This window comes from Amycolatopsis sp. NPDC104775, assembly GCF_055583325.1.
In genome coordinates this window covers 67191-87620 of the sequence record NZ_JBVJOE010000016.1, presented here as the reverse complement: position 1 = coordinate 87620, position 20430 = coordinate 67191, and the positions used below count along the sequence as shown (strand labels likewise).

At 71.1% G+C, this 20430-nt stretch carries 17 protein-coding genes; 9 read left to right on the top strand and 8 right to left on the bottom strand.

The annotated features are described in order from the left end of the window. The first annotated feature begins 1145 nt into the window (after nt 1–1145). Complete coding sequence (locus ACZ63D_RS40650; protein WP_465359661.1) at nt 1146–1985, top strand: trypsin-like serine peptidase; 840 nt, start codon at nt 1146–1148, stop codon at nt 1983–1985. Nucleotides 1986–2452: 467 nt separating this feature from the next. On the opposite strand, the gene ACZ63D_RS40645 is transcribed toward ACZ63D_RS40650, so the two are convergent. From ACZ63D_RS40645 to ACZ63D_RS40630, 4 genes are all read right to left on the bottom strand, one after another. Then, on the bottom strand, nt 2453–3316 hold the full coding sequence (locus tag ACZ63D_RS40645; RefSeq protein ID WP_465359660.1) for a hypothetical protein: 864 nt from the start codon (nt 3314–3316) through the stop codon (nt 2453–2455). A 47-nt stretch (nt 3317–3363) separates the two neighbouring features. Next, a complete protein-coding gene (locus ACZ63D_RS40640; RefSeq protein ID WP_465359659.1) occupies nt 3364–4890 on the bottom strand; it encodes a CehA/McbA family metallohydrolase in 1527 nt (508 codons plus the stop codon). Between the two features lie 1129 nt (nt 4891–6019). Further along, entirely contained in the window at nt 6020–6817 is a 798-nt protein-coding gene (locus ACZ63D_RS40635; RefSeq protein ID WP_465359658.1) for an alpha/beta fold hydrolase, read from the bottom strand. 124 nt (nt 6818–6941) lie between these two features. Continuing rightward, nucleotides 6942–7103, bottom strand: a complete 162-nt coding sequence (locus tag ACZ63D_RS40630; protein ID WP_167756662.1) for a hypothetical protein — start codon at nt 7101–7103, stop codon at nt 6942–6944. Between the two features lie 171 nt (nt 7104–7274). Here ACZ63D_RS40630 and ACZ63D_RS40625 point away from each other — a divergent pair, with 171 nt between their 5' ends. Then, nucleotides 7275–7796, top strand: coding sequence for a 2'-5' RNA ligase family protein (locus tag ACZ63D_RS40625; RefSeq protein ID WP_465359657.1), 522 nt, complete (start codon nt 7275–7277; stop codon nt 7794–7796). Here ACZ63D_RS40625 and ACZ63D_RS40620 read toward each other — a convergent pair. The 3 genes from ACZ63D_RS40620 to ACZ63D_RS40610 are packed head-to-tail and all read right to left on the bottom strand — an operon-like array spanning nt 7738 to nt 9873. Beyond that, the gene (locus tag ACZ63D_RS40620; RefSeq protein WP_465359656.1) at nt 7738–8817 is read right to left on the bottom strand and encodes a hypothetical protein; all 1080 of its coding nucleotides are present in this window, start codon (nt 8815–8817) and stop codon (nt 7738–7740) included. The two genes, ACZ63D_RS40625 and ACZ63D_RS40620, sit on opposite strands and share 59 nt — an antisense overlap. Nucleotides 8818–8824: 7 nt before the next feature. Beyond that, nucleotides 8825–9433 (bottom strand): hypothetical protein, encoded by a 609-nt coding sequence (locus tag ACZ63D_RS40615; protein ID WP_465359655.1) that lies wholly within the window; start codon nt 9431–9433, stop codon nt 8825–8827. Further along, on the bottom strand, nt 9430–9873 hold the full coding sequence (locus ACZ63D_RS40610; RefSeq protein WP_465359654.1) for an XRE family transcriptional regulator: 444 nt from the start codon (nt 9871–9873) through the stop codon (nt 9430–9432). Before ACZ63D_RS40610 ends, ACZ63D_RS40615 begins: the two co-directional genes overlap by 4 nt. Nucleotides 9874–10105: 232 nt before the next feature. On the opposite strand from ACZ63D_RS40610, the gene ACZ63D_RS40605 reads away from it, so the two are divergent. Further along, nucleotides 10106–11050 carry an NAD-dependent epimerase/dehydratase family protein gene (locus ACZ63D_RS40605; RefSeq protein ID WP_465359653.1) on the top strand — a complete coding sequence of 315 codons (945 nt, stop codon included), beginning with the start codon at nt 10106–10108 and terminating at the stop codon, nt 11048–11050. After that, nucleotides 11047–13221 (top strand): glycosyltransferase, encoded by a 2175-nt coding sequence (locus ACZ63D_RS40600; RefSeq protein ID WP_465359652.1) that lies wholly within the window; start codon nt 11047–11049, stop codon nt 13219–13221. The genes ACZ63D_RS40605 and ACZ63D_RS40600 overlap by 4 nt, the downstream gene beginning before the upstream one ends. Here the strand turns inward: ACZ63D_RS40600 and ACZ63D_RS40595 are convergent. Further along, entirely contained in the window at nt 13151–13657 is a 507-nt protein-coding gene (locus ACZ63D_RS40595) for a GtrA family protein (RefSeq protein WP_465359651.1), read from the bottom strand. The genes ACZ63D_RS40600 and ACZ63D_RS40595 overlap by 71 nt on opposite strands. Before the next feature lie 187 nt (nt 13658–13844). On the opposite strand from ACZ63D_RS40595, the gene ACZ63D_RS40590 reads away from it, so the two are divergent. The 5 genes from ACZ63D_RS40590 to ACZ63D_RS40570 form a co-directional block, all read left to right on the top strand. Further along, nucleotides 13845–15002 carry an NAD-dependent epimerase/dehydratase family protein gene (locus tag ACZ63D_RS40590; RefSeq protein WP_465359650.1) on the top strand — a complete coding sequence of 386 codons (1158 nt, stop codon included), beginning with the start codon at nt 13845–13847 and terminating at the stop codon, nt 15000–15002. A 127-nt stretch (nt 15003–15129) separates the two neighbouring features. Next, a complete protein-coding gene (locus tag ACZ63D_RS40585) occupies nt 15130–16443 on the top strand; it encodes an SWIM zinc finger family protein (RefSeq protein ID WP_465359649.1) in 1314 nt (437 codons plus the stop codon). Nucleotides 16444–16525: 82 nt separating this feature from the next. Beyond that, the gene (locus ACZ63D_RS40580; RefSeq protein WP_465359648.1) at nt 16526–17968 is read left to right on the top strand and encodes a DUF5691 domain-containing protein; all 1443 of its coding nucleotides are present in this window, start codon (nt 16526–16528) and stop codon (nt 17966–17968) included. Next, complete coding sequence (locus tag ACZ63D_RS40575; protein ID WP_465359647.1) at nt 17965–19050, top strand: ATP-binding protein; 1086 nt, start codon at nt 17965–17967, stop codon at nt 19048–19050. The genes ACZ63D_RS40580 and ACZ63D_RS40575 overlap by 4 nt, the downstream gene beginning before the upstream one ends. Then, a partial coding sequence (locus ACZ63D_RS40570; RefSeq protein WP_465359646.1) for a DUF5682 family protein occupies nt 19047–20430 on the top strand: 1384 nt, incomplete at its 3' end. The genes ACZ63D_RS40575 and ACZ63D_RS40570, both read left to right, overlap by 4 nt.

Sequence of the window (20430 nt, the reverse complement as noted above, 5' to 3'; positions counted from 1 at the left end):
CCCCCCCCCCCCCCCCCCCCCCCCCCCCCCCCCCCCCCCCCCCCCCCCCCCCCCCCCCCCCCCCCCCCCCCCCCCCCCCCCCCCCCCCCCCCGCCACCGACTCGACGCCACCGGCCCAGCATCCGCTCTTGCGCAGGCCGCGTCGGCCGACCACGCCGACCCGAGGACACCGGCAGCCGCCAGCTCGGCTCGGAGTTACCGAGCAGACGGCCCGCCGATCAAGCGACCCGGCACCGGCTGCGGGTAGCTGGCAGGCACCTTCGCCACCCGAGCGCCCGCTACACCGACACAGGCGATCGCCAGGTCGGCTCGGTGTCGCTGCGCAGGCTGCCCGCACCTGGCTCGCAATCGCCGACTCGACGCGGCGTCAACAACCGAACGATCACGCAACCGCCACGCCGTCTGGGAGGCAACCTCGTCACTCGAACACACCCCTCGCCGAGACCGGTCATCGCCAACCCGGGCGCGGTGGTGTCTTGAAGGCTGCCCGCGCGCACAACCGTCGACTCACCCACGCGACGTCACCGTGCGAGCGATCAACCACCCGACGCCGATTGGCAAACCACGCCACCGTCCGCCCCCGACGCCAGGGGTCGCCAACCCGGGCTCGGCGTCATGTGAAGACTGCCCGCACTCACAGCCGCCGACTCACCCACGCGACGTCAACGAACGATCAACCACCCGGCACCAATTGGCAAACCACGCCATCGTCCGACCACCCCTACACCGGTGATCGACAACTCGGGCTCGGCGGAATCTTGAAGCCGCCCGTGCTCACAGCCGTCGGCTCACCTACACGACGTCAACGCGCGAACGACCAACCACCCAGCACCCACTGGCAAACCACACCATCGCCCGCCACCGAAGCCGGTGGTCGCCAACCTGAGCTCGGCGGTGTCCCGCAGCAGGCAGGCGACCGGCCAGTCCCCCAGGCGGACCCGTCACGCCCGCCACCCGCTACGGCCACTGAGTGCACCGCCACCTCGCCTCGTCGGCCCAGCCGCCCCCACCCCCGCGAGGGTGGAAAATCGCGGGCCCGCCGACCGGAATCCCGCTGCTGTGAGCGGATGTGCGAGCGCTGTGAGGTTGCTGTGGATCCGTTCGCCCGGGATGCCTGCCGGGCGTCGGCATGGTCATCTTGAAGCGTGAGAGTCAACGTTTCCCGGACAGCGCTGATCGTCTGCGCGGCGGCGGCGATCGTGGCGACCGGCGGCGCCAACGCCGTCGTCGACACTGCCGTCGTCGACGCCGCTGACGTCACCAGCTCGCCCGGCCAGCCGGGGAGCTCGGGCACGCCAGCCGTCTCGACCAGCGCTGACTCCCGCGACGCGGGGACGGGCACCTCGCCCGCCAGCGCCCCGGCGACCAGTACGGCGAGCCCGGCGGTCGGCGCGTTGTTCTCCGGCGGCAACCACTTCTGCTCGGCCAGTGTCGTGCACAGCCCCACCGGCGACCTGCTCCTCACCGCCGCGCACTGCGTCAGCGGCGACGTCTCCGGCATCACCTTCAAACCCGGCTACCACGACGGCGTCGCCCCGTACGGCACCTGGCAGGTCACTGCCGCGGTGGTCGCCGACGGGTGGAAGTCCTCGTCCGATCAGGACCTCGACTTCGCGTTCCTCAAGGTCTCCCAACCCGGTTCCGCGAGCCTCGAAAGCCTCACCGGCGCCAACCAGCTCGGCACGAACCAAGGCTTCTCGCACACGATCACTCTCACCGGATATCCCGACGGCACCGAACAACCCGTCGTCTGCACGGGCACCACGACCCAGTCCGACACCTATCAGCAACGCGTCGCCTGCCCCGGCTTCCCCGACGGCACCAGCGGCGGGCCCTGGGTCATCAACCAGGACCCGAACACCGGAACCGGCACCGTCATCGGCACTATCGGCGGCTACCAGACCGGCGGCGCCACCGCGGACGTCTCCTACAGCGCCTACTTCGACGACGACATCGCGCAGCTCTACCGCTCGGCGATCAGCTGACCCGAAGCTTCCGCCTGGGCTTTCCAGCGGCGGTAACCGGCTGGGGAGGCTGCGATGAGTTCCAGGCGATCGCCGAGTCCTTCCGGGAGATGCGCCGGGTTCTCCGTCCAGGCGGCCGCGTCGCGCTGACGACCTGGGAGGCCGTCGACCGTACAGACGGGCGTGTCTCGGCACGGATCCAGGCAGTCGACACCGAAGCCGGTCTTACTAACGCGGGCTTCACGAACGTTGTCGTGCAGGAGCGTCCGCAGTGGCATGCCGCGGAGCGCGCGCGCTGTGGGATAAGGCTGCGGCGCTCGACCCTGGCGACGATCCCGCCCTGCGATCCCTCCACGACGAAGGCGTCCAGGTGCTGTCCGCTTTCGAGCTGAGACGCAGAGTCCTCGCCACTGCGACTGCAGGCGGTTGACGAAGCCCGCGAACGACCGCGGCGACAACCTCGCGCCAGTCGCGTCAGCGGGTGCCGTTCAGTTCGAGCTGGGCGGCGCGGCCGGTGCCTGATGCAGCGAGAGATTCTGCCCGGCCTTCTCGTCCGCGGCCCACGCGCCCGACTCGGCCGTCCAGGTCTGACCGGCGAAACTCACCCGGTCCACCCCGAGCTTCGCCGCCCGGGCCACCAGCCAGCTCGCGATCCGCCAGCCCTCCGCGGCCGGATGCGCGCCGCTCAAGCGCGCGGTGCCCAGTTCGGCGTTCGCAACGGTCACCAGGTTCGCCGGCGGGTTCAGCGTCAGGTTCCGGCAGGTCAGGGCCGCGGGGTACTGGCCGGTCAGCGCGCCGGTCAGCGCGGTGGCTTCGTCTTCCCACTGGGCGTACGCGTCGGGGGCGCCCGAGCGCTGCACCGCCTGAGCCGCTTCGGTGACCGGAATCGTCTGCCAGTTGTCGAGTTTCGCGAGTTTCTTGTAGAACTCCGTCGCCGAGTAGACCGGGTCCTGCAGTTGCTCGGGAGTGCCCCAGCCCTGGCTCGGGCGCTGCTGGAACAGGCCGATCGAATCCCGGTCGCCGCCGCTGAGGTTGCGGAGCTTCGACTCCTGCAGGGCAGTCGCGAGGGCGACCGTCACCGCGTGCGACGGCAGGCCCTGCTTGATGCCGACGGCGGCGATGATCGCGGCGTTGTTCATGGGTTCCGGCTGCAGCGTGTACTGCGGCGCGGAGGCGTCGTTCGGGCCCTTCGGCAGCGCGACAGTGCAGCCGGGGGTTTTCACCTCGTCACTGTTCGAGAACATGACCACCACGACGACCACCGCCGCGAGGGCCACGACGACCGCAAGAATCGCCGCTCGCACGCCACACCCGCGCACCCCGTGCCCGCCCTTCCCCACTGCCCACTCCAAGTGCACAGTCTGCCCGGGCGTCCGGGCCGGGAGACGCTCGGGTCGGGTCAGCCCGCGTCGGCGGCGCCCAGGAAGATGGGATTCGACATAGCGACCATGGCGTTCGGCGTCGTCGTCTTCGGGCCGCCCGAAGGACGCCGCACCTCGACGCGGACCCAGCGGCTGTAGCGCGGGTACGTCGTCCACGTGACGGTCGCGCTGCCGGACTCCGGGACGGTTTCGCTGTGCTCCGGGCCGAGCTGGTCGAGGAACGTCACGGTCGTGCCCGGCACTCCGCGGACGACCGCGCGCACCTCGACCGGGGTGCCGGTTCCCGCGGCGAGCCGTCCGCCGATGCCCGCGGTGCGGCCCGCGCCGGAAACGGAGAAGTCGAGCTGCACGTCCTTCGATTCGGCGAGCCACGACCGGCCCGCTTTGAGCCCGGCGAGCAGTTCCGCCCGGCCGAGCCGGTCGGCCTGCACGACCGTGTGCGGGAGCGCCACGGTGTGGTCCGGGTTGTGCGCGTCGGAATCGCCGATCGCCGGGATCCACCTGCCGCCGCGCAGAAGGCCGTCCCAGTGCGTGACGCTCGCTTCGTCGTCCGCGGTCCACGGGCCGTTCCAGACCTCGACGAGGTCGGCGATCTCGTAGGCGAATTCGTAAGTGCAGCCGAAGCAGTTCGCGAACGGATGCGCGGCGGTGACCAGGCCGCCCGCGCGGTGCACCTGGTCGGTGAACCGGCGGAAGTCGCGCGGGTCGGAAGCGCGGTAGCGCCAGTCGATCCACGTGCCGGCCGGGAGGCCGATCGCGGGCCAGTGCCCGGACCGCGTGGTGACCTCCTCGCCGTTCAGGATCAGCAGGTCGTCGGTGGCGTAGTTGCCCCACACCAGCTGCGAACTCGACGTGTTGTGGTCGGTGGAGACAATGAAGTCCAGCCCGGCCGCCCGCGCGTCCGCGACAAGTTGTTCGGGCGTGCGCTTGCCGTCGGAGTGAACGGTGTGCAGGTGGGAGTCGCCGCGGTACCAGGACCGGCCGCGGTCGCGCGCGGGTGCGGTCTCCGGGGCGGGGTTCGGCTGGAACGGCTCGGAGGTGTCCTGGCCGAAGGTCAGCGTGATGTCGACGCGGTAGTTCAGGCCCTGCGGCGCGACCGTGTACGGGCCGAGGATCACGTGCCAACGGCCGGGCGTGATCGGCCCGGCGAGATAGCCGGGCGTCGCCTCGGCGGCGCTGATCGAGAACCGGTCGCGGAAGCCGCCGGACCAGCCCCGGAAACCGCGGCGGGTGCCCAGTTCGTGTCCTTCCGGGCCGAACATCCCGATGTCGCAGGCGTTTCCGCGCGTGCCGGCGGGCACCGGAGGCTTGTCGTAGGAGTAGACGACGTCGATCTGCTTCACGCCGCGCGGCACGTCGACCGGGAGGTAGTACCAGTCGGGCACGTCCGGGCGGAAAGTGCCGGTGACGGTCTTCGTCTGCTGCCCGGCGCCGGGCGCGGGCGCCGCGAACGCGACGCCCGGGAGCATGGTCATCGCCGCCCCCGCCGCGACGACGCCTCCGGCCCGGAACAGGGTGCGCCGGTTGAGTTCCCCAGTGGACATGGTCTACCTCCGCAGCGAAGAAGTCGCGCCGACGCTAACCCCGGGGGCTGTCTCCTTCAACGACGCCGCGGTGAACACTCGGCGACTCGGCCTCGTCCGGGATCGGCCCTTCGGTTCGCGCCCTCCGGCTCGCGGGGGCGGGATCGCTTGCTCGCCCGGAAAACCACCAGCTGGCACCGGCGACCCCAGGCTGGTGCGCACCGGCTCCCGCCATTCCACTGGCCGAGGAACACGGCGCACTAGCCCGGCGCCGCGCACGGAACCACTGCCCGCGGGCGACCTCCCGATACCGCACCGAATGAGGAACACCGGGCACTTGCCCAGCACTGCACCACCCAGCGAACCACTGTCCACGGGCCGCCACTCGCAACCTCCCGCCGCCGCATCGAACAACGACACTGGACGCTCGCCCGGCACCGCATCGCCCCACAAACCGCGAAGTGCTGCCCGCCCCTGGCTGCCACGCGCAACCGAGCACCAAGCACGGGCTCCCGCCGCCTCACCAACCCAGGAGTACCAGGCATCAGCCCACCCGCCCGAACAGCGAAACTGCCCGGAGGCGACCGCGCACGGCCTCCTGGCAGCGCACCCAACAAGGAACACCGGGCACTGCCCCGGCACTGCATCGCTCCACGAACCGCAAAGCGCCGCCCGTCCCTGGCTGCCGCGACCAGGCGTACAGCACGAACTCCCGCCGCCTCATGAACCAATGAGCATCGGGCATCAACCCACCGCATCACCCCACCGCACCCGCCAACAAACAGCGAAACTGCCCGCAGGCCACCGCGCACGGCCTGCCGCCACCGCATCGGCCAAGGAACACCGGCGCTTGACCGCACCGCACCGTCCAAGCAACCGCGAAGGGCTGCCCGCCCTTGTCTGCCGCGCGCGACCGAACACGGAGCATGAACTCCCGCGCGCCGAGCAAAAAACGCACGAACTCCCGCGCGTCGAGCGAAACGCATGAACGCCCGCCCACCGACCAAAGAGCAGGAACTCCCGCCGCCTCACCAACCAACGAGCATCAGGCATCACCCCACCGCACCCGCCAACCGCGAAGGAGCCTCCCAACCCGACCGCCGCACACCACCATCCCAAGCACGAAAGCACCGCGGCGCCCGCCAAGACCTCACCCCGCCTGACCCGCCTCCACGACCCGGTCCAGCCATTCCTCCATCAGCGCCTCGAACAGCACCGGCTGCTCGAACTGCAGGTTGTGCCCCGCCCGGTCGAGCACGGCGTAGCTCGCCCTCGGGTAGTGCCCCAGCAATCCGTACAGCTCCGCGTATCCCGTGGACGCGTCCTGCCTCCCGCAGACGATCAGCGCCGGTTTCCGGTACTCCGGGCCGCTTTCCGGATCGGCCGACAGTTTCCAGCCCGCCAGCATCCGCTGCAGCGCGGGCCGGTCGGCGGCCGCCAGGCCCGGTGCGACGTCCGTGCGGAATCGCGCGAGCGTCTCCGCGGACTGGACCACCGCGATCTCCCCGTATTCCGCCGCCTCCGCCGGATCGAGACCCGCCATCAGCTCCGGATCGGCGCGCAGCACCTCGTGGTCCGGCACGTCCCGCTCCAGCGCTGGCACCGGGCGGCCGACCGGGCACACCAGCGCCAGCCCGGCGACCTGCCCGGGCCGCGCGCGGGTCAGGCCCCGCGCCAGGTAACCGCCGTACGACTCGCCGACCAGCAAAAACGGCTCGGTTCCGATCAGATCGTCCACCAGGTCTTCCAGTTCCGCGAGAAGGTCGTCCGACCCGCGCGCTGACCCGGCGGGCGATTCGCCCATCCCGGGCAGATCCGGGTAGATCCGCCGGAATCCGGGCCGCCGCGCGAAAATCGGCTCCAGACAGCCGGTCATCAGGCGGTGGTCCGGCGTCCAACCGTGCACGGCCAGCACCGGCGTGCCCGAACCGTGTTCCACGTAATGCATCGTTCCCTCCCTGTTCGCCGGCCACCGTTGTACCGCACGGCGCCGACAATTCCGGGAAGCCGGCGTCCGGGAGGAGGGCGTCCGGCCGCCGGGGAGGCAATTTCCGGGATTGTTTCCCGGGAAGTCAGCCGCGGGAGCTGATCAATTCCCGTTCCGGCGCCGGCCGGCCCGGAGCGGGGCGGCGCGGAACGCAAGCCAGCAGAAGGAAACCCGCCACGACGCCCAGGAGCACGTGGCCGGTGACGGCGCACAATCCGCACAATGCGGTCCATAGGACGATCTTCATTCACCGAGTGTAGGACCGCGAAGAATCGCCGTCGGCGAACTTGGGGAAGACTTAGGGTTCGGTTAAGCGGAATTCCCCGGAAGAAGCAGAAAAGAAAGGTTTGCCTTTCCTGCCCGGATCCGGCGGTCCCTGGCGGCGGGCCCGGCGGGGCGGTCCGGCAAGATCGGGGCCGTGCCCACGCCCGGAACCAGCGCGCTCGTCGTCACGCTCCCCTCCGCCGCCGTCCTGCTCGAAACGGCGGCGGCCGTCGACCCCGGGCTCGTCCGGCCCGGACTTCCGCCGCACGTCACCGCGCTGTACCCGTTCCTGCCCGCCGACCGGCTCACCGAAACCGTCGACGCCGACATCAGTCAGCTCGCCGCGAGTTTCCCCGCGACGGAAGTCCCGCTGACCGACCTGGTCGCCGCGCCCGGGTTCGTCGCAGCGGCCGCCCCCGCGCTGCAACCACTCGCCGACGCCATGTGCGATCACTGGCCCGACGTGCCCCCGTACGGCGGCCGCTTCGGGGCGCACCCGCCAGCGCATCTGACGATCGCTCTCGGCGGCACCGACGAGCAGCGCGCCGAGGTCGCCGAACGAGCGCGAGCCGCCCTGCCGATCACCGCGCGGGCGGAAACCCTGCACCTCGTCGTGCTCACTGAGCAGGGTTGGCAGCTCCGGCTGTCGGCTCCGCTCGGAACGCCTGCGCGATAGCCCGCAACCGGGTCACGTCGGCCTCGAACGCGGTTCCCTCGGTACGCCCAGCTGACACAGCTTCGTCCGGCACCGGCTCCGCGCTCCGCACCGCTCGCGTGGCCGCGCCCGGCGACAGCTCCGGGCCGACGCCGGCCAGCAGCAAACCGTCGTTGATCTCGCTCATCATCGTCAACAGCCGTTCCCGGCCGGTCCCCGACGAGCCGTCGAGACGGACGACATCCGGATACCGCGAAACCAGGTGCTCCCGCAGCGGCCGCAACACCGCTCGCGTCCGCGCATCGCGCACCGACCGTCCCAAAGCGGGCAAGGCGGGCAACGTCAGCCCGATCACGATCAACAACACCGAAATCGCCGGAAAGCCGACCGCAAGCGTGCACCGAACGGTCGAAAACGCACCGCGGCACAGTTTCGTCACCGGATGCTCAGCGGTCAGATCGTTGAGCAAATCGACGATCTTGCCGACCAGATAAGCGAAAGCGAACACACAGGCCACGAGCATGATGCCCAGCCCGGCCCGCAGCGCACCGGTGCCCGCGCGCACTGCCCCGGCCGACACCACTGCGATGTCCGCGACCGCCAAGCCGAGGTACAGCGTGTAGACGACGATGTACACGACCAATGTCGGATTCGACCGATACAGCTCGTCGAAGAGCCCGACGCCGGTTGGCAGCCCGCGCGTCGCGAAGAACGACGCAGTGAGCACGACAAGCGCGACAATCAACGCACCGAGCCGCGCGCGCCGTCGACGCTCTGCCACCCCACCGATCTCCGCGACAGTCACTTCGATCCCGTACGCGGCCACCATCGTCGCGAGATTCGAGAGCAGCCGCCCAAGGCTCGGGTACAGCTGGCTTTCGATCGCCTGCGCACTGTCGGCGAGCAAGCACAACGCGACGCCGAGAGCGATCAGGCTGGTCGCGAGGCCCGCGCCCGCCCCCGTACGTCGCGCGCGCACCGCGCGCCAGATCCCGACCGCGAGGGCGAGCATGCCGACCCCGAAGAAAAGAACGTCGATCATCCGCGCGCTACCCCAGCAGCGACGCGAAGCGCCGCGCGCGATCCGCTGCCGGGCCGGACGCGCCTGGCCGCAGCGGAGCCTCGTCCGCGGTGGCGGCGCTCATCAGGAACACGGCAATGAGCTCCGCTTCGTACTCGTCGGAATTCGTGGTGACCCGGGTGAGCAGATGCGACAGCAGGTGCGCGCTGAGATCCGGCGCGAGCGTGGCCGCTTCGGCGTCGGTGAGCACGCATTCGCCGCGGTGCTCGCACAGCAGGTGGGCGATCTCGTGGGCGATGATGTGGTCCTGGTGCAGCGACGACGTGCCCGCCGCGTACGCGATGAGGTCGAAGTCGTCGTGCCGCTGCCACGCGCCGGAGGGCTGGCCGGGCGCGTAGTCGACCGCGACCAGGTCGATGTCGCGGCCGCGGTGCTGTTCCAGCCGGTCGATCCACGCGTTCATCGACCACGGCCGCGGGGCGGGCACGTGCCGCAGCAGGTCGCGCACCCGGTCGCGGGCGCGCACTCGCACGGTCGGGTCGATGTCCCCTCCCGAGGCGATCGGCGGCTGGACCAGCCTGGTGCACCAGGGCGTCCCCGGTGTTCCGGCCGTCGCCAGCATAGCCGCCCGGCTCACTCCGGCTTGCGTCCGCGCCGGGTGCGCTCGCGCCCCTCGGCATAGCTGCCGAGCTGGTCCATCAGGGCGGAAACGGTCTGCCGGTCGCGCTCGGACAGCCGCATCGCGCGCTGCGCCAGGTCGCGGGCCTGGGTGTCGCGCCAGGCGACGACGTCGGCGACCTGCTCGTCGACCCGCCCGGCGACCTCGTCGTCGAAGAAGTAGGTGACCGGCACGCCGAAGAACCGCGCGAGCGCCTGGATGTGCGAGCGCTTCGGGTCGCGCCGCGCGCCCACGGCCAGCTGCTGCACGTGCGTGGCCGACATGCTGACGCCGGTCGTGTCGGCGACGCCCTGGGCGATCTCGCGGTAGGAGTAGGGCTTGCGGTCCGGCGGGTGCACGGTCGCGATCAGGTGCGCCAGCCGTTCCGCGAAGCTGCGCTCCTGCTGCTGCTCGGCCATTCCGCCCCACCACCGTTCCGTCTCCGTAACAGCGCCCAGCATAACCGTCCCGAAAACTTGACACCAGCCGTCCCGTTCCGGCTACACTCAGCGCGCGCATCGTTTAGAAAACTAAACACCGGGATCCGCGTGCGGTCGCTGGGGGTGCCCGCACGCGGTCCCGTGCCGTCCGTGCCTGACGGAGCGAGGGACGCACAAGTGACGCACAGGCTGCGGAGGTAGGTTGTGCGCCATGACACTCCCCCTCAGTCCCGAAAGGACACCCGTCGTCGTCACCGGCGGCAGCGGCTTCATCGGCCGCGCTGTCGTGCGCGAGTTCCGTGAGCGCGGTTATCCGGTCACTGTCGTGGACCGCGTGCGCTACGAGACGACGGACGAGGGAGTGCGGGTCGTCGAAGGCGATCTGCGCGACGCCGAAACGCGCGAAGCAGCTGTCGAAGCGGGCGTCGGCGGCATCGTGCACCTCGCCGCACTGACGTCTGTGCTGAAGTCAGTAGAACTGCCGCGCGACACGTACGCGGAGAACGTCGCGGTGACACAAGAACTTCTCGAACTGTGCCGCGTACGCGAGGTACCTCGCTTCATCCTCGCGTCTACGAACGCAGTGATCGGCGATGTCGGCACTAACACCATCACCGTCGACCTGCCCACGAAGCCGCTTACGCCCTACGGTGCCACGAAAGCGGCCTGCGAGATGCTGCTGTCCGGCTACGCGGGCGCGTACGGCATCACGACGTGCGCGTTGCGCTTCACCAACGTGTACGGGCCAGGAATGTCGCACAAAGACAGCTTCGTCCCGCGCATGATGCGCGCAGCGTTGAATAATGAAGGCGTGCGCGTGTACGGCACCGGCGAGCAGCGTCGCGACCTCGTGCATGTCGACGACGTCGTCCGCGCGATCGTGCTCGCGTACGAAAGCGGCTACACCGGGCGCGCGATCGTCGGTGCCGGACATTCGGTGTCAGTGCTGGAAATGGTCGAGACCGTGCGCGCGGTGACCGGGGCCGAGTTGCCGGTCGAGCACGTGCCCGCCCCGGCCGGCGAGATGCCTGCGGTGGTCGTGGAAGTCTCGGCAAGTGCGGAAACCATCGGCTACCGCCCGGAAATCAGCCTCGCCGACGGCCTCGCCACGGCCTGGAAGTACTTCTCCGGACTGGACCGGGCCGAGGCGCCGTGACCGGATTCCTCCGCCGCCACGCGTTCCTGCTGGCGCTTCTCGCCGCGGGAACCACGCTGCGGGTGCTGTCCTGGATCGCCTACCGGCCCGCGCTGCTGTACATCGATTCCTACCGGTACCTGGACAATCTGCGCGGCCTGCGCGCCGACGGGATCAATCCGGTCGGCTACGACCTGTTTTTGCGGCCGCTGCTGGCGATCGGCGGGTTGTCGTTCGTCGCCGCCGTGCAGCATCTGGGCGGGCTGGCGATCGCGGTCGGGATCTACGCGCTGGCCCGGCGGCTCGGCGCGCGCGAGTGGGTGGGCGCGCTCGCCGCCGCGCCACTGCTGCTCGACGCCTACCAGGTGCAGATCGAGCAGAACATCATGGCCGAGGTGCTGTTCGAGGCGCTGCTGTTCGGGCTGCTGTGGCTGGTGCTGGCCAAGGGGAAACCGAACTGGCGGCGGATCGCGCTGGCCGGGCTCGTGGTCGGGGCCGGCGTGCTGGTGCGGCTGATCGGCATCACGGTCGCCGCGCCGTTCCTGCTGTACGTCCTCGCCGCGGGCAGCGCGTGGCGTTCGTGGCGCGGCTGGCGCGACGCGGGGGTCGGCCTGCTCGCGATCCTCGTCGTAGTGGTCCCGTACGCGGCGAAAGTCAAGGCGGAGACCGGGAAATGGGGGCTGAGCGGGCCGTCGGGCAGCATGCTCTACGGCCGCACCGCCGCGGTCGCGGACTGCGCGAAACTCCAGCTCGACCCGGTCGTGCGGCAGTTCTGCCCCACCGAACCAGTCGAGAACCGGCTGGTCGACAACTACACGCACGCCGACCTCGACCCGGCGTGGCCCGGCCCGCTCCCGCCCGGCGCGGACAAAGGCGCGCTGGCGCACGAATTCGCCGTCACCACGCTGAAAGCGCAGTGGTGGGACGTCGCGACGGCGATCCTCGGCGACTTCGGCAAGAGCTTCCAGTTCACCCGCTACACCGCGCCCACCGACGTGCCGATCGACCGGTGGCAGTTCCAGCTGACCTATCCGGAGTTCGCCGAACCCGCGGTGGTCAAGGCGGTCACGCAGCAGTACGACGGCACCGATCCCCGGGTCAACGAGCCGATCGCGGTGTTCCTGCGCGACTACCAGATCAACGGCGGATTCGTGCCCGGCGCGGTGCTCGGGTTCTTCGCGCTGCTCGGCTTGCTCACTGTGCTGCGGCGCAAGAAGCCCCGCCACCCGGCTCGCAGCGGTGCGTTGTTCGCTGCCAGCACGGGGTTGTTCCTGCTGTTGTCGTCCGCGGTGTTCGAGTTCTCCTGGCGCTACCAGCTTCCCGCGCTCGTGCTGCTGCCGGTCGCCGGGGCGCTCGGATTCACCACGCTCACTGTCGCCAGCCGTCGTCGCCTCGGCAGTTACCCGGACGCTGTCGACGAAGGCGCGATCGCGGACTTCCACGACCGGCATCCCGGCGTGAAACTGTCCGAGCTGACCGTGGTGATCGCCGCGTACAACGAAGCTGGCGGCATCGGCCAGGTGCTGGAGAAGATGCCGGACGAATGTCTCGGGCTGCCAGTAGACGTCCTCGTGGTCGTAGACGGCGGTACCGACGACACTGCGGCCATCGCGGAAGAGCATGGCGCGTACGTGTGCGTCGCGCCGACTAACCGTGGCCAGGGCGCGGCGCTGCGTCTCGGATACCACCTCGCTGCCGAAAACGGCGCGAAGTACATCGTGACGACCGACGGCGACGGTCAGTACGACAACAGCGAAATGGCCGAACTTCTCGCACCGTTGCTGGACGGCACCGCGGATTTCGTGACCGGCTCCCGGCGATTGGGGCACGAAGAGGCCGACAGCCGGATGCGCTGGATCGGCGTGCGCGTGTTCGCGTGGCTCGCGTCGGTGCTCACCTGGCGGCGGATCACCGACACCTCGTTCGGATTCCGTTCGCTGCGCGCGGAACTCGCGTGCTCGATCCCGCTGAACGAGCCGCAATATCAATCCTCGGAACTGCTGCTGGGCGCGACCGCGCAAGGCGCGCGCGTGCTCGAACGGCCCATGAGCATGCGGCTGCGCAAGGCGGGCAAGAGCAAGAAGGGCGGCAGCGTCGTGTACGGCGCGAACTACGCGCGGGTCATGACAGGGACGTGGTGGCGGGGGTACGTGCTGCGCCGCGGCCGAAAACGAACCGGTCGAGCATCGTGAACTTCGCGACGAACACCAGCGCGTAGCTGAGCACGTACGCCGCGTCGAGCAGCAAGACCCACCAGAAATGCGGCAGCCGCAACGGTTCGAGCAGATGTCCGGCGAGAGTGGTCAGGCCGACCGAGGCGAGGCCGCCGAGCGAGATGACGAGGACGTAGGGCAGCAGCTCGCGGCCCACTTCCGGGCGGCCGCGGCGGCCCCACACCCAGCGGCGGGTGAGGAAGAAGTTCAGCACCGCCCCGGCCGCGAACGCGCACGAACTGGCCAGCCAAGGGGCCCCTCCGGCGGCGAGCACCGCGATCAGCGCGGCCTGGCTGAGCAGCGTCGCGGCCACCGAACTGGCGGCCGCGCGGACGAACCGGGCCAGGCCGCGGCGGCGCTGGGCGGGCGATTCCTCCGCCGTGCGCGGGTTCGCCGGGTTGGTTACCGTCGTCATGCCCCTAGTTTCCCCTCGGGCCGCCGGGACCGCCGCGCGACCCCCCGGCCCACAGCGGATTCACAGCTGGCTGCCAGCCGGGAATCAGCGGCCGGCGGTTAGGTTCGGATCTGCCACCGCGACATCCGGCGTCGGGTACGACGAAGGGCCGCGCGGGTCGCGAAGACGAAAGGAAAGGGTGCTCCGCATGCGAGTGCTGGTTCTCGGCGGTGACGGTTACCTGGGCTGGCCCACTGCGCTCCACCTGTCGGACAGAGGCCACGAAGTGGCTGTTCTGGACAACTTCGCGCGGCGGCGGTACGACGTCGAACTCGGAGCCGAGAGCCTCGTCCCGATCGAAGACCTCGGCACCCGGACCGACGCGTGGCACGAGGTGTCCGGCAAGCGGATCGAGCGCTACGAGGGCGATCTCCTCGACGCGGAGTTCCTGTTCGGCGCGGTGCGCGAGTTCCGGCCGTCCGCGATCGTGCATTTCGCCGAGCAGCGGTCCGCGCCGTATTCGATGATCGACCGCGAGCACGCGGTCTACACGCAGCACAACAACGTGGTCGGCAACCTCAACCTGCTGTACGCGATCGCCGAGCTCGATCCGGACATCCACCTGGTCAAACTGGGCACGATGGGCGAGTACGGCACCCCGAACATCGACATCGAGGAAGGCTGGCTCGAGGTCGAGCACAACGGCCGCCGCGACCGGATGCTGTACCCGAAGAAGCCGGGCTCGTTCTACCACCTGTCGAAGGTGCACGACTCGCACAACATCGAGTTCGCCTGCCGGGTCTGGGACCTGCGCGCGACCGACCTCAACCAGGGCGTCGTGTACGGCCAGCAGACGCCGCAGACCGCGCTCGACCCGCGGCTGGCCACTCGGTTCGACTACGACGCGGTGTTCGGCACGGTGCTCAACCGGTTCGTCATCCAGGCCGTGCTGGGGCAGCCGCTCACGGTGTACGGCAAGGGCGGGCAGACGCGCGGCCTGATCGACATCCGCGACACCGTCGAGTGCATCCGGCTGGCCGTGGAGAACCCGGCCGGGCGCGGCGAGTTCCGGGTGTTCAACCAGATGACCGAGAGCATGTCGGTGCGGGAGATCGCCGAGCTCGTCGCCGACCGCTTCCCCGGGCCGGTGCAGATCGAGAACCTCGAGAACCCGCGGGTGGAGCAGCCCGAGCACTACTACAACGTCAAGCACACCGGGCTGGTCGGGCTGGGGCTCGAGCCGCACCTGCTGTCGGACACGCTGATCGAGTCGATGTTCGACATCGTGGGCGCGAACAAGCACCGGGTGAACGACGAGCGGCTGCGGCCGACGGTGCGGTGGCGCGGGGCCGTCGAACCGTCCTGAACCCCGGTCGCCGCCGGCGCGTTTCGCCTGGTTCCGCCGCCGTCGCGGAAATTGTCGGTGGCGGGTGGGATGCTCTTCGGGTCAGCCCCTCCCAGGGGAGAAGAACCGGAAGAGCGGCAAGGAAAACGTGGGGGACGAAGCAGCGGCGCGGTGGAGCCCGGAGCGGGTGCTCGAACTCGCGCCGGACGCCGCGTCGGCGAAAGCCGGGCGCGGGCAGGCGGCGCCGGGGAAATGGTCGGGCGCGGGCGCGTCGGGCCGCGCGGTCTGGGGCGCGTGCCAAGGCAGCGGGAAGCGGCCGTACCAGACGGCGGTGGAAACGGCCGGGCCCGCGTTCCGGTGCACCTGTCCGAGCCGGAAGTTCCCGTGCAAGCACGCACTGGGGTTGCTGCTGCTCTGGTCCGAGGAGCAGATCCCCCGTGCGGAGGAGCCCGGATGGGTGCACGAGTGGCTGGAGGAACGGGCCGCGCGGGCGGAACGGGCCGAGAAGAAAACGGACGCGCCGAAGGATCTCGAGGCCGCGGCGAAGCGGGCTCAGGAACGGCTCGCGCGCGTCACCGCCGGGGCCGCCGAGCTGCGCGGATGGCTCGCTGACCGGGTGTCCGCCGGGTTCGCGGCGTTCGAACGCGGTGGTGCCGACGAGCTGCTGACGGTCGCCTCGCGCATGATCGACGCGCAAGCGCCCGGGCTGGCGAACGGCCTGCGCCGGGCGGCCGCGCTGGTCGGGCGCGGCCGGGACTGGCCGGATCGGCTGCTGGCCGAGTTGTCGCTGGTGTACGTGCTCGCGGACGCGGCGAGCAGGCTGGAGTCGCTGCCGTCCGGGCTCGCCGACACCGTCCGGACCCGGCTCGGGTTCTCGGTGAGCACCGCGCAGGTGCTGGAGTCGGGCGAGCGGGTGCCGGACCAATGGCTGGTCACCGGCGCGATCGACGAGGAACAGGATTCGCTGCGCAGCAGGCGCACCTGGCTGCGGGGCAAACGCAGCGGCCGGCCCGCGCTGGTGCTGTCGTTCGCGCCGCCCGGACGTCCGCTGGACAGCTCGCTGCCGCCGGGGTCCGAGGTCGCGGGCGAGCTGGTGTTCCACCCGGGCGCGGCGCCGCTGCGGGCGGTGTTCGACCATCGCGAGGAACCCGCGGCCCCGGAAGCCGCGCCGGTCGGCGGCACTTTCGCCGCGGCGCTCGCCGAGCATGCCGCCGCGCTGGCGGCTGATCCGTGGCTGGACCGGTGGCCGATGCTGGTGAGCGAGCTCCGTCCGGCCCGGCACGGGGAGGGCTGGGCACTGTCTGATGTGGACGGTGCGGCACTGCCGCTGGCTCCGACGGTGGATCCTTGGCCGCTGCTGGCGCTCGCGGCCGAGCGACCGGTCACGGTGGCCGCCGAATGGAGCACGGCGGGGTTGCGGCCGTTGAGCTGCTGGCATCGCGACGGGATGGTGCGGCTGTGATCGCTGGAGACGACTCTGCTGTGGCTGCGCGACAGTTTGTTCCCTCAATGGCGCGGCCGCGTCCCGAAAGGACGGTGCGATTGTGACTGCCTGGAACGACCTAGTCGGCACCGTCCTTCTCGGCACCCGCCGCAGGCCTCTCGACCTCGCCGGACTACCGCCCGGCGTAAGGGAAATCGCCGGACGACGCACCGAACCCGCCGACCAAGCGCTCGTCGCCGCGGCGGCGTACACCGGGTATCGCCGCGCCGGGCAGCGGCCACTCACCGGCGTCGAGCCCGAACCGGCCGCGCCGGAGGACAACCGGCCGCACGTCTCGGCCGTGGCGCGGGCGCGGCTCGCCCACCTGCTCTCCGCCAACCGGCCCGAGCTGGTGGAGGAATGGCTCACCACGGTGGCGGACAAGGGATTCCGCGTCCCGGCCGAACGGCTGCCCGCACTCGCCGACGCGGCGCGGACCCGGGTGTCGCTGCGGGCTCCGCTCGCCACGGTCGCCGGACCGGCCGGGGCGTGGCTCGGCGAACGGAATCCGGATTGGGCGTTCCTGGTCGCCGCCGCGGACGACACCAGCGACGACGCCTGGCAGTTCGGCACCGCGGCCCGGCGGCAGGCCTGGCTGGAACGCGTGCTGGTCGCCGATCCCGCCCGTGCGCGGGAGACGCTCGCCGCGGCCTGGGGCGCCGAACCGGCCGACGTCCGGGCGACGTTCCTGGCCCTGCTCGGCGAGCATCTCGCCGACGAGGACGAGCCGTTCGTCGAGGCCGCGCTCGGCGACCGGGCGGCGGGCGTGCGCGAGATCGCACTGCGGCTGATCGGCCGGTACCCCGATTCGGCTTTCGGCGAGCGGATGATCGAACGGCTGCGCGCCTGCGTCACCGTGCGCAGCCGGGCGCTGCGGGCCGACGTCCTCGAATTCACCCCGCCGGAACCGGACGACAGCCTGGTCCGGGACGGCATCCGCGTCCCGCCCGGGCCCGGGCAGGGCACCGCCCGGCTGCGCGCGATCATCGCCGCCACTCCCCTGCGGTTCTGGGCCGAGTACGGCACTCCGGGCGAACTGGCCGGGATGCTCGTCGAGGGGCCGCCGCTGAACGTGGTGCGCGAAAGCTGGGCCACCGCCGCGCTCCGGCAGCGCGACGAGCAATGGGCGCAAGCTCTCGTGGAGGCCGAGCCGGGCGGACGCAGCACCGCCGCGCTCATCGGCGTGCTGTCGCCCGGACAGCAGGCCGCCACGGTCGCGAAGCTGACTCGCGGGCTGCCGGTCGAAGCCCTCACGCGGCTGATCCTCGACCTGCCGCAGCCCTGGCCCGCCGAACTCGGCACGGTGCTGCTCGACTGGGTCGCGGGCCAGCGCGACCACCGGCTCGTCGCGCACGCGGCCGCGCTGATCGCGAAAGCCGTGCCCGTCCCCTGTCTCGGCCACCCGCTGGCCGAGATCCCGCTTCCCGGCGAAGCCGCGCCGTGGCGGCGCGCAGTCGCCGAAACCCTGTCCTTCCGCCGTGAAATGCACAAGGAGCTCGCATGACGTCCCCCGTCCTCCGGCCGCACGCCGAACAGGAATACGCCGGCGAACTGGCCGCCCTCGCCGCGGCCGACGACCGGGCGAAACCGCCGTCGTGGCGGCTTTCCCCGTGGGCGGTGGTCACCTACCTGCTCGGCGGGAAACTCGACGACGGCACCGAGATCACCCCGAAGTACGTCGGACCGCGGCGGCTGATCGAGGTCGCGGTCGCCACTCTGGCCACCGACCGCGCGCTGCTGCTGCTCGGCGTGCCGGGCACGGCGAAAACGTGGGTGTCCGAACACCTCGCGGCGGCGATCAGCGGAGACTCCACGCTGCTCGTCCAGGGCACCGCGGGCACCGCCGAGGAACAGATCCGCTACGGCTGGAACTACGCGCGGCTGATCGCCGAAGGACCGAGCGACCAGGCGCTGGTCGAAAGCCCGATCCTGCGCGCGATGCGCGACGGCAAGGTCGCCCGGCTGGAAGAACTCACCCGCATCCCGGCGGAAGTGCAGGACTCGCTGATCACCGTCCTGTCCGAGAAGACGCTGCCGATTCCCGAACTGGGCACCGAGGTGCAAGCCCGGCCCGGGTTCACCCTGGTGGCCACCGCGAACAACCGGGACAAGGGCGTCAACGAGCTGTCGAGCGCGCTGCGGCGGCGGTTCAACACCGTCGTGCTGCCGCTGCCGGACACCGCCGAGGCCGAGGTGGACATCGTCCGGCGAAGGGTCGATCAGCTGGGCGCCGCGCTGTCGCTGCCCGCCGAAGCCGCCGATCTCGCCGAAATCCGCCGGGTGGTCACGGTTTTCCGCGAATTGCGGGCCGGCCGCACCGAAGACGGCCGCACCGCGGTGAAAACCCCGTCGGGCACGCTGTCCACGGCGGAAGCGATCAGCGTGCTCACCGGCGGTCTCGCGCTGGCCGCGCACTTCGGCGACGGCGTGCTGCGCGCGCAGGACGTCGCGGCCGGGATCCACGGTGCGGTCGTGAAGGATCCGGTGGCCGACAGCGCGATCTGGAGCGAGTACCTGGAGACCGTGGTGCGCGAGCGGGAAGGCTGGGCTGACTTCTACCGGGCAGGCCAGGAGATCGCCGGATGACCACTCATCTCCTCGGGATCCGGCACCACGGTCCCGGTTCGGCGCGGGCGGTCGCCGCCCGGCTCGCCGAGCTGGAACCGGACGTGGTGCTGATCGAGGGACCGCCGGAGGCGGACCAGCTCGTCGATCTCGCCGCGGACGACGACATGCGGCCGCCGGTGGCACTGCTGGCGTACGCGTCCGACGACGTGTCGCGCGCGGCGTTCTGGCCGTTCGCGGTGTTCAGCCCGGAATGGCAGGCCCTGCGGTACGCCGCCGCGGCCGGCGTGCCGGTGAAGTTCTGCGATCTGCCCGCGGCGCACCAGTTCGCGCTCGGCGAGGAACGGACCGCGCCGCGCACCGATCCGCTCGCGGAACTCGCCGCCGCGGGCGGATACGACGATCCGGAACGCTGGTGGGACGACTTCGTCGAATCCCGCCGGGGCGAGGAATCGCCGTTCGAGGTGATCGCCGACGCGATGACCGCGCTGCGCGAGGGGGACCGGCCGGACGATCCGCACGAGCGGCGGCGCGAGGCGTACATGCGGAACGTGCTGCGCAAGACGCGGAAGGAAGGCTACGAGCGGATCGCCGTGGTGTGCGGGGCCTGGCACGTGCCCGCGCTGGCCGATCCGCTGCCGCCCGCTTCCCAGGATCAGACTGTCCTCAAAGGACTTCCGAAGCGGAAGGTCGTGTGCACCTGGGTGCCGTGGACGCACGGCAGGCTCGCGTCGGTCACCGGCTACGGCGCGGGCGTCCGCTCCCCCGGCTGGTACCACCACCTGTTCAGCACCTCCGGCGACGTCACCACCCGGTGGCTGACCGCCGTCGCCGGAGTGCTGCGCGAGGAAGACCTGCCGGTCTCCACCGCGCACGTGATCGAGGCGGTGCGGCTGGCCGACACGCTGGCCGCGCTGCGCGGGCGATCGTCCGCCGGGCTGGCCGAGGTCGACGCCGCCACCCGCGCGGTCCTGTGCGGAGGCGACGACGTCCAGGCCGACCTGGTCACCCGGCGGCTGGTGGTCGGCGAACGGCTGGGCGAGGTCCCGGACCGCGTCCCGCAGGCGCCGCTGGCCGCCGACCTGATCGCCACCGCCCGGCGGCTCCGGCTTAAACGCGAACCCCAGGCGCGCGAACTGGATCTGGACCTGCGCACCCCTGGAGGCCTGGACCGGTCCCGCCTGCTGCACCGGCTGCGGATCCTCGGCATTCCGTGGGGCGAGCCGGAGCTGTCCTCGATCCGGAGCAAAGGCACCTTCCGCGAGACCTGGACCCTGTGCTGGGAGCCGGGTTTCGAGGTCGACCTGGTCGGGGGGGGGGGGGGGGGGGGGGGGGGGGGGGGGGGGGGAGGGGAGGAAAGGGAGGTGGGGGACGGAAGAAAAAAAGCCCCCCCCCCTCCTC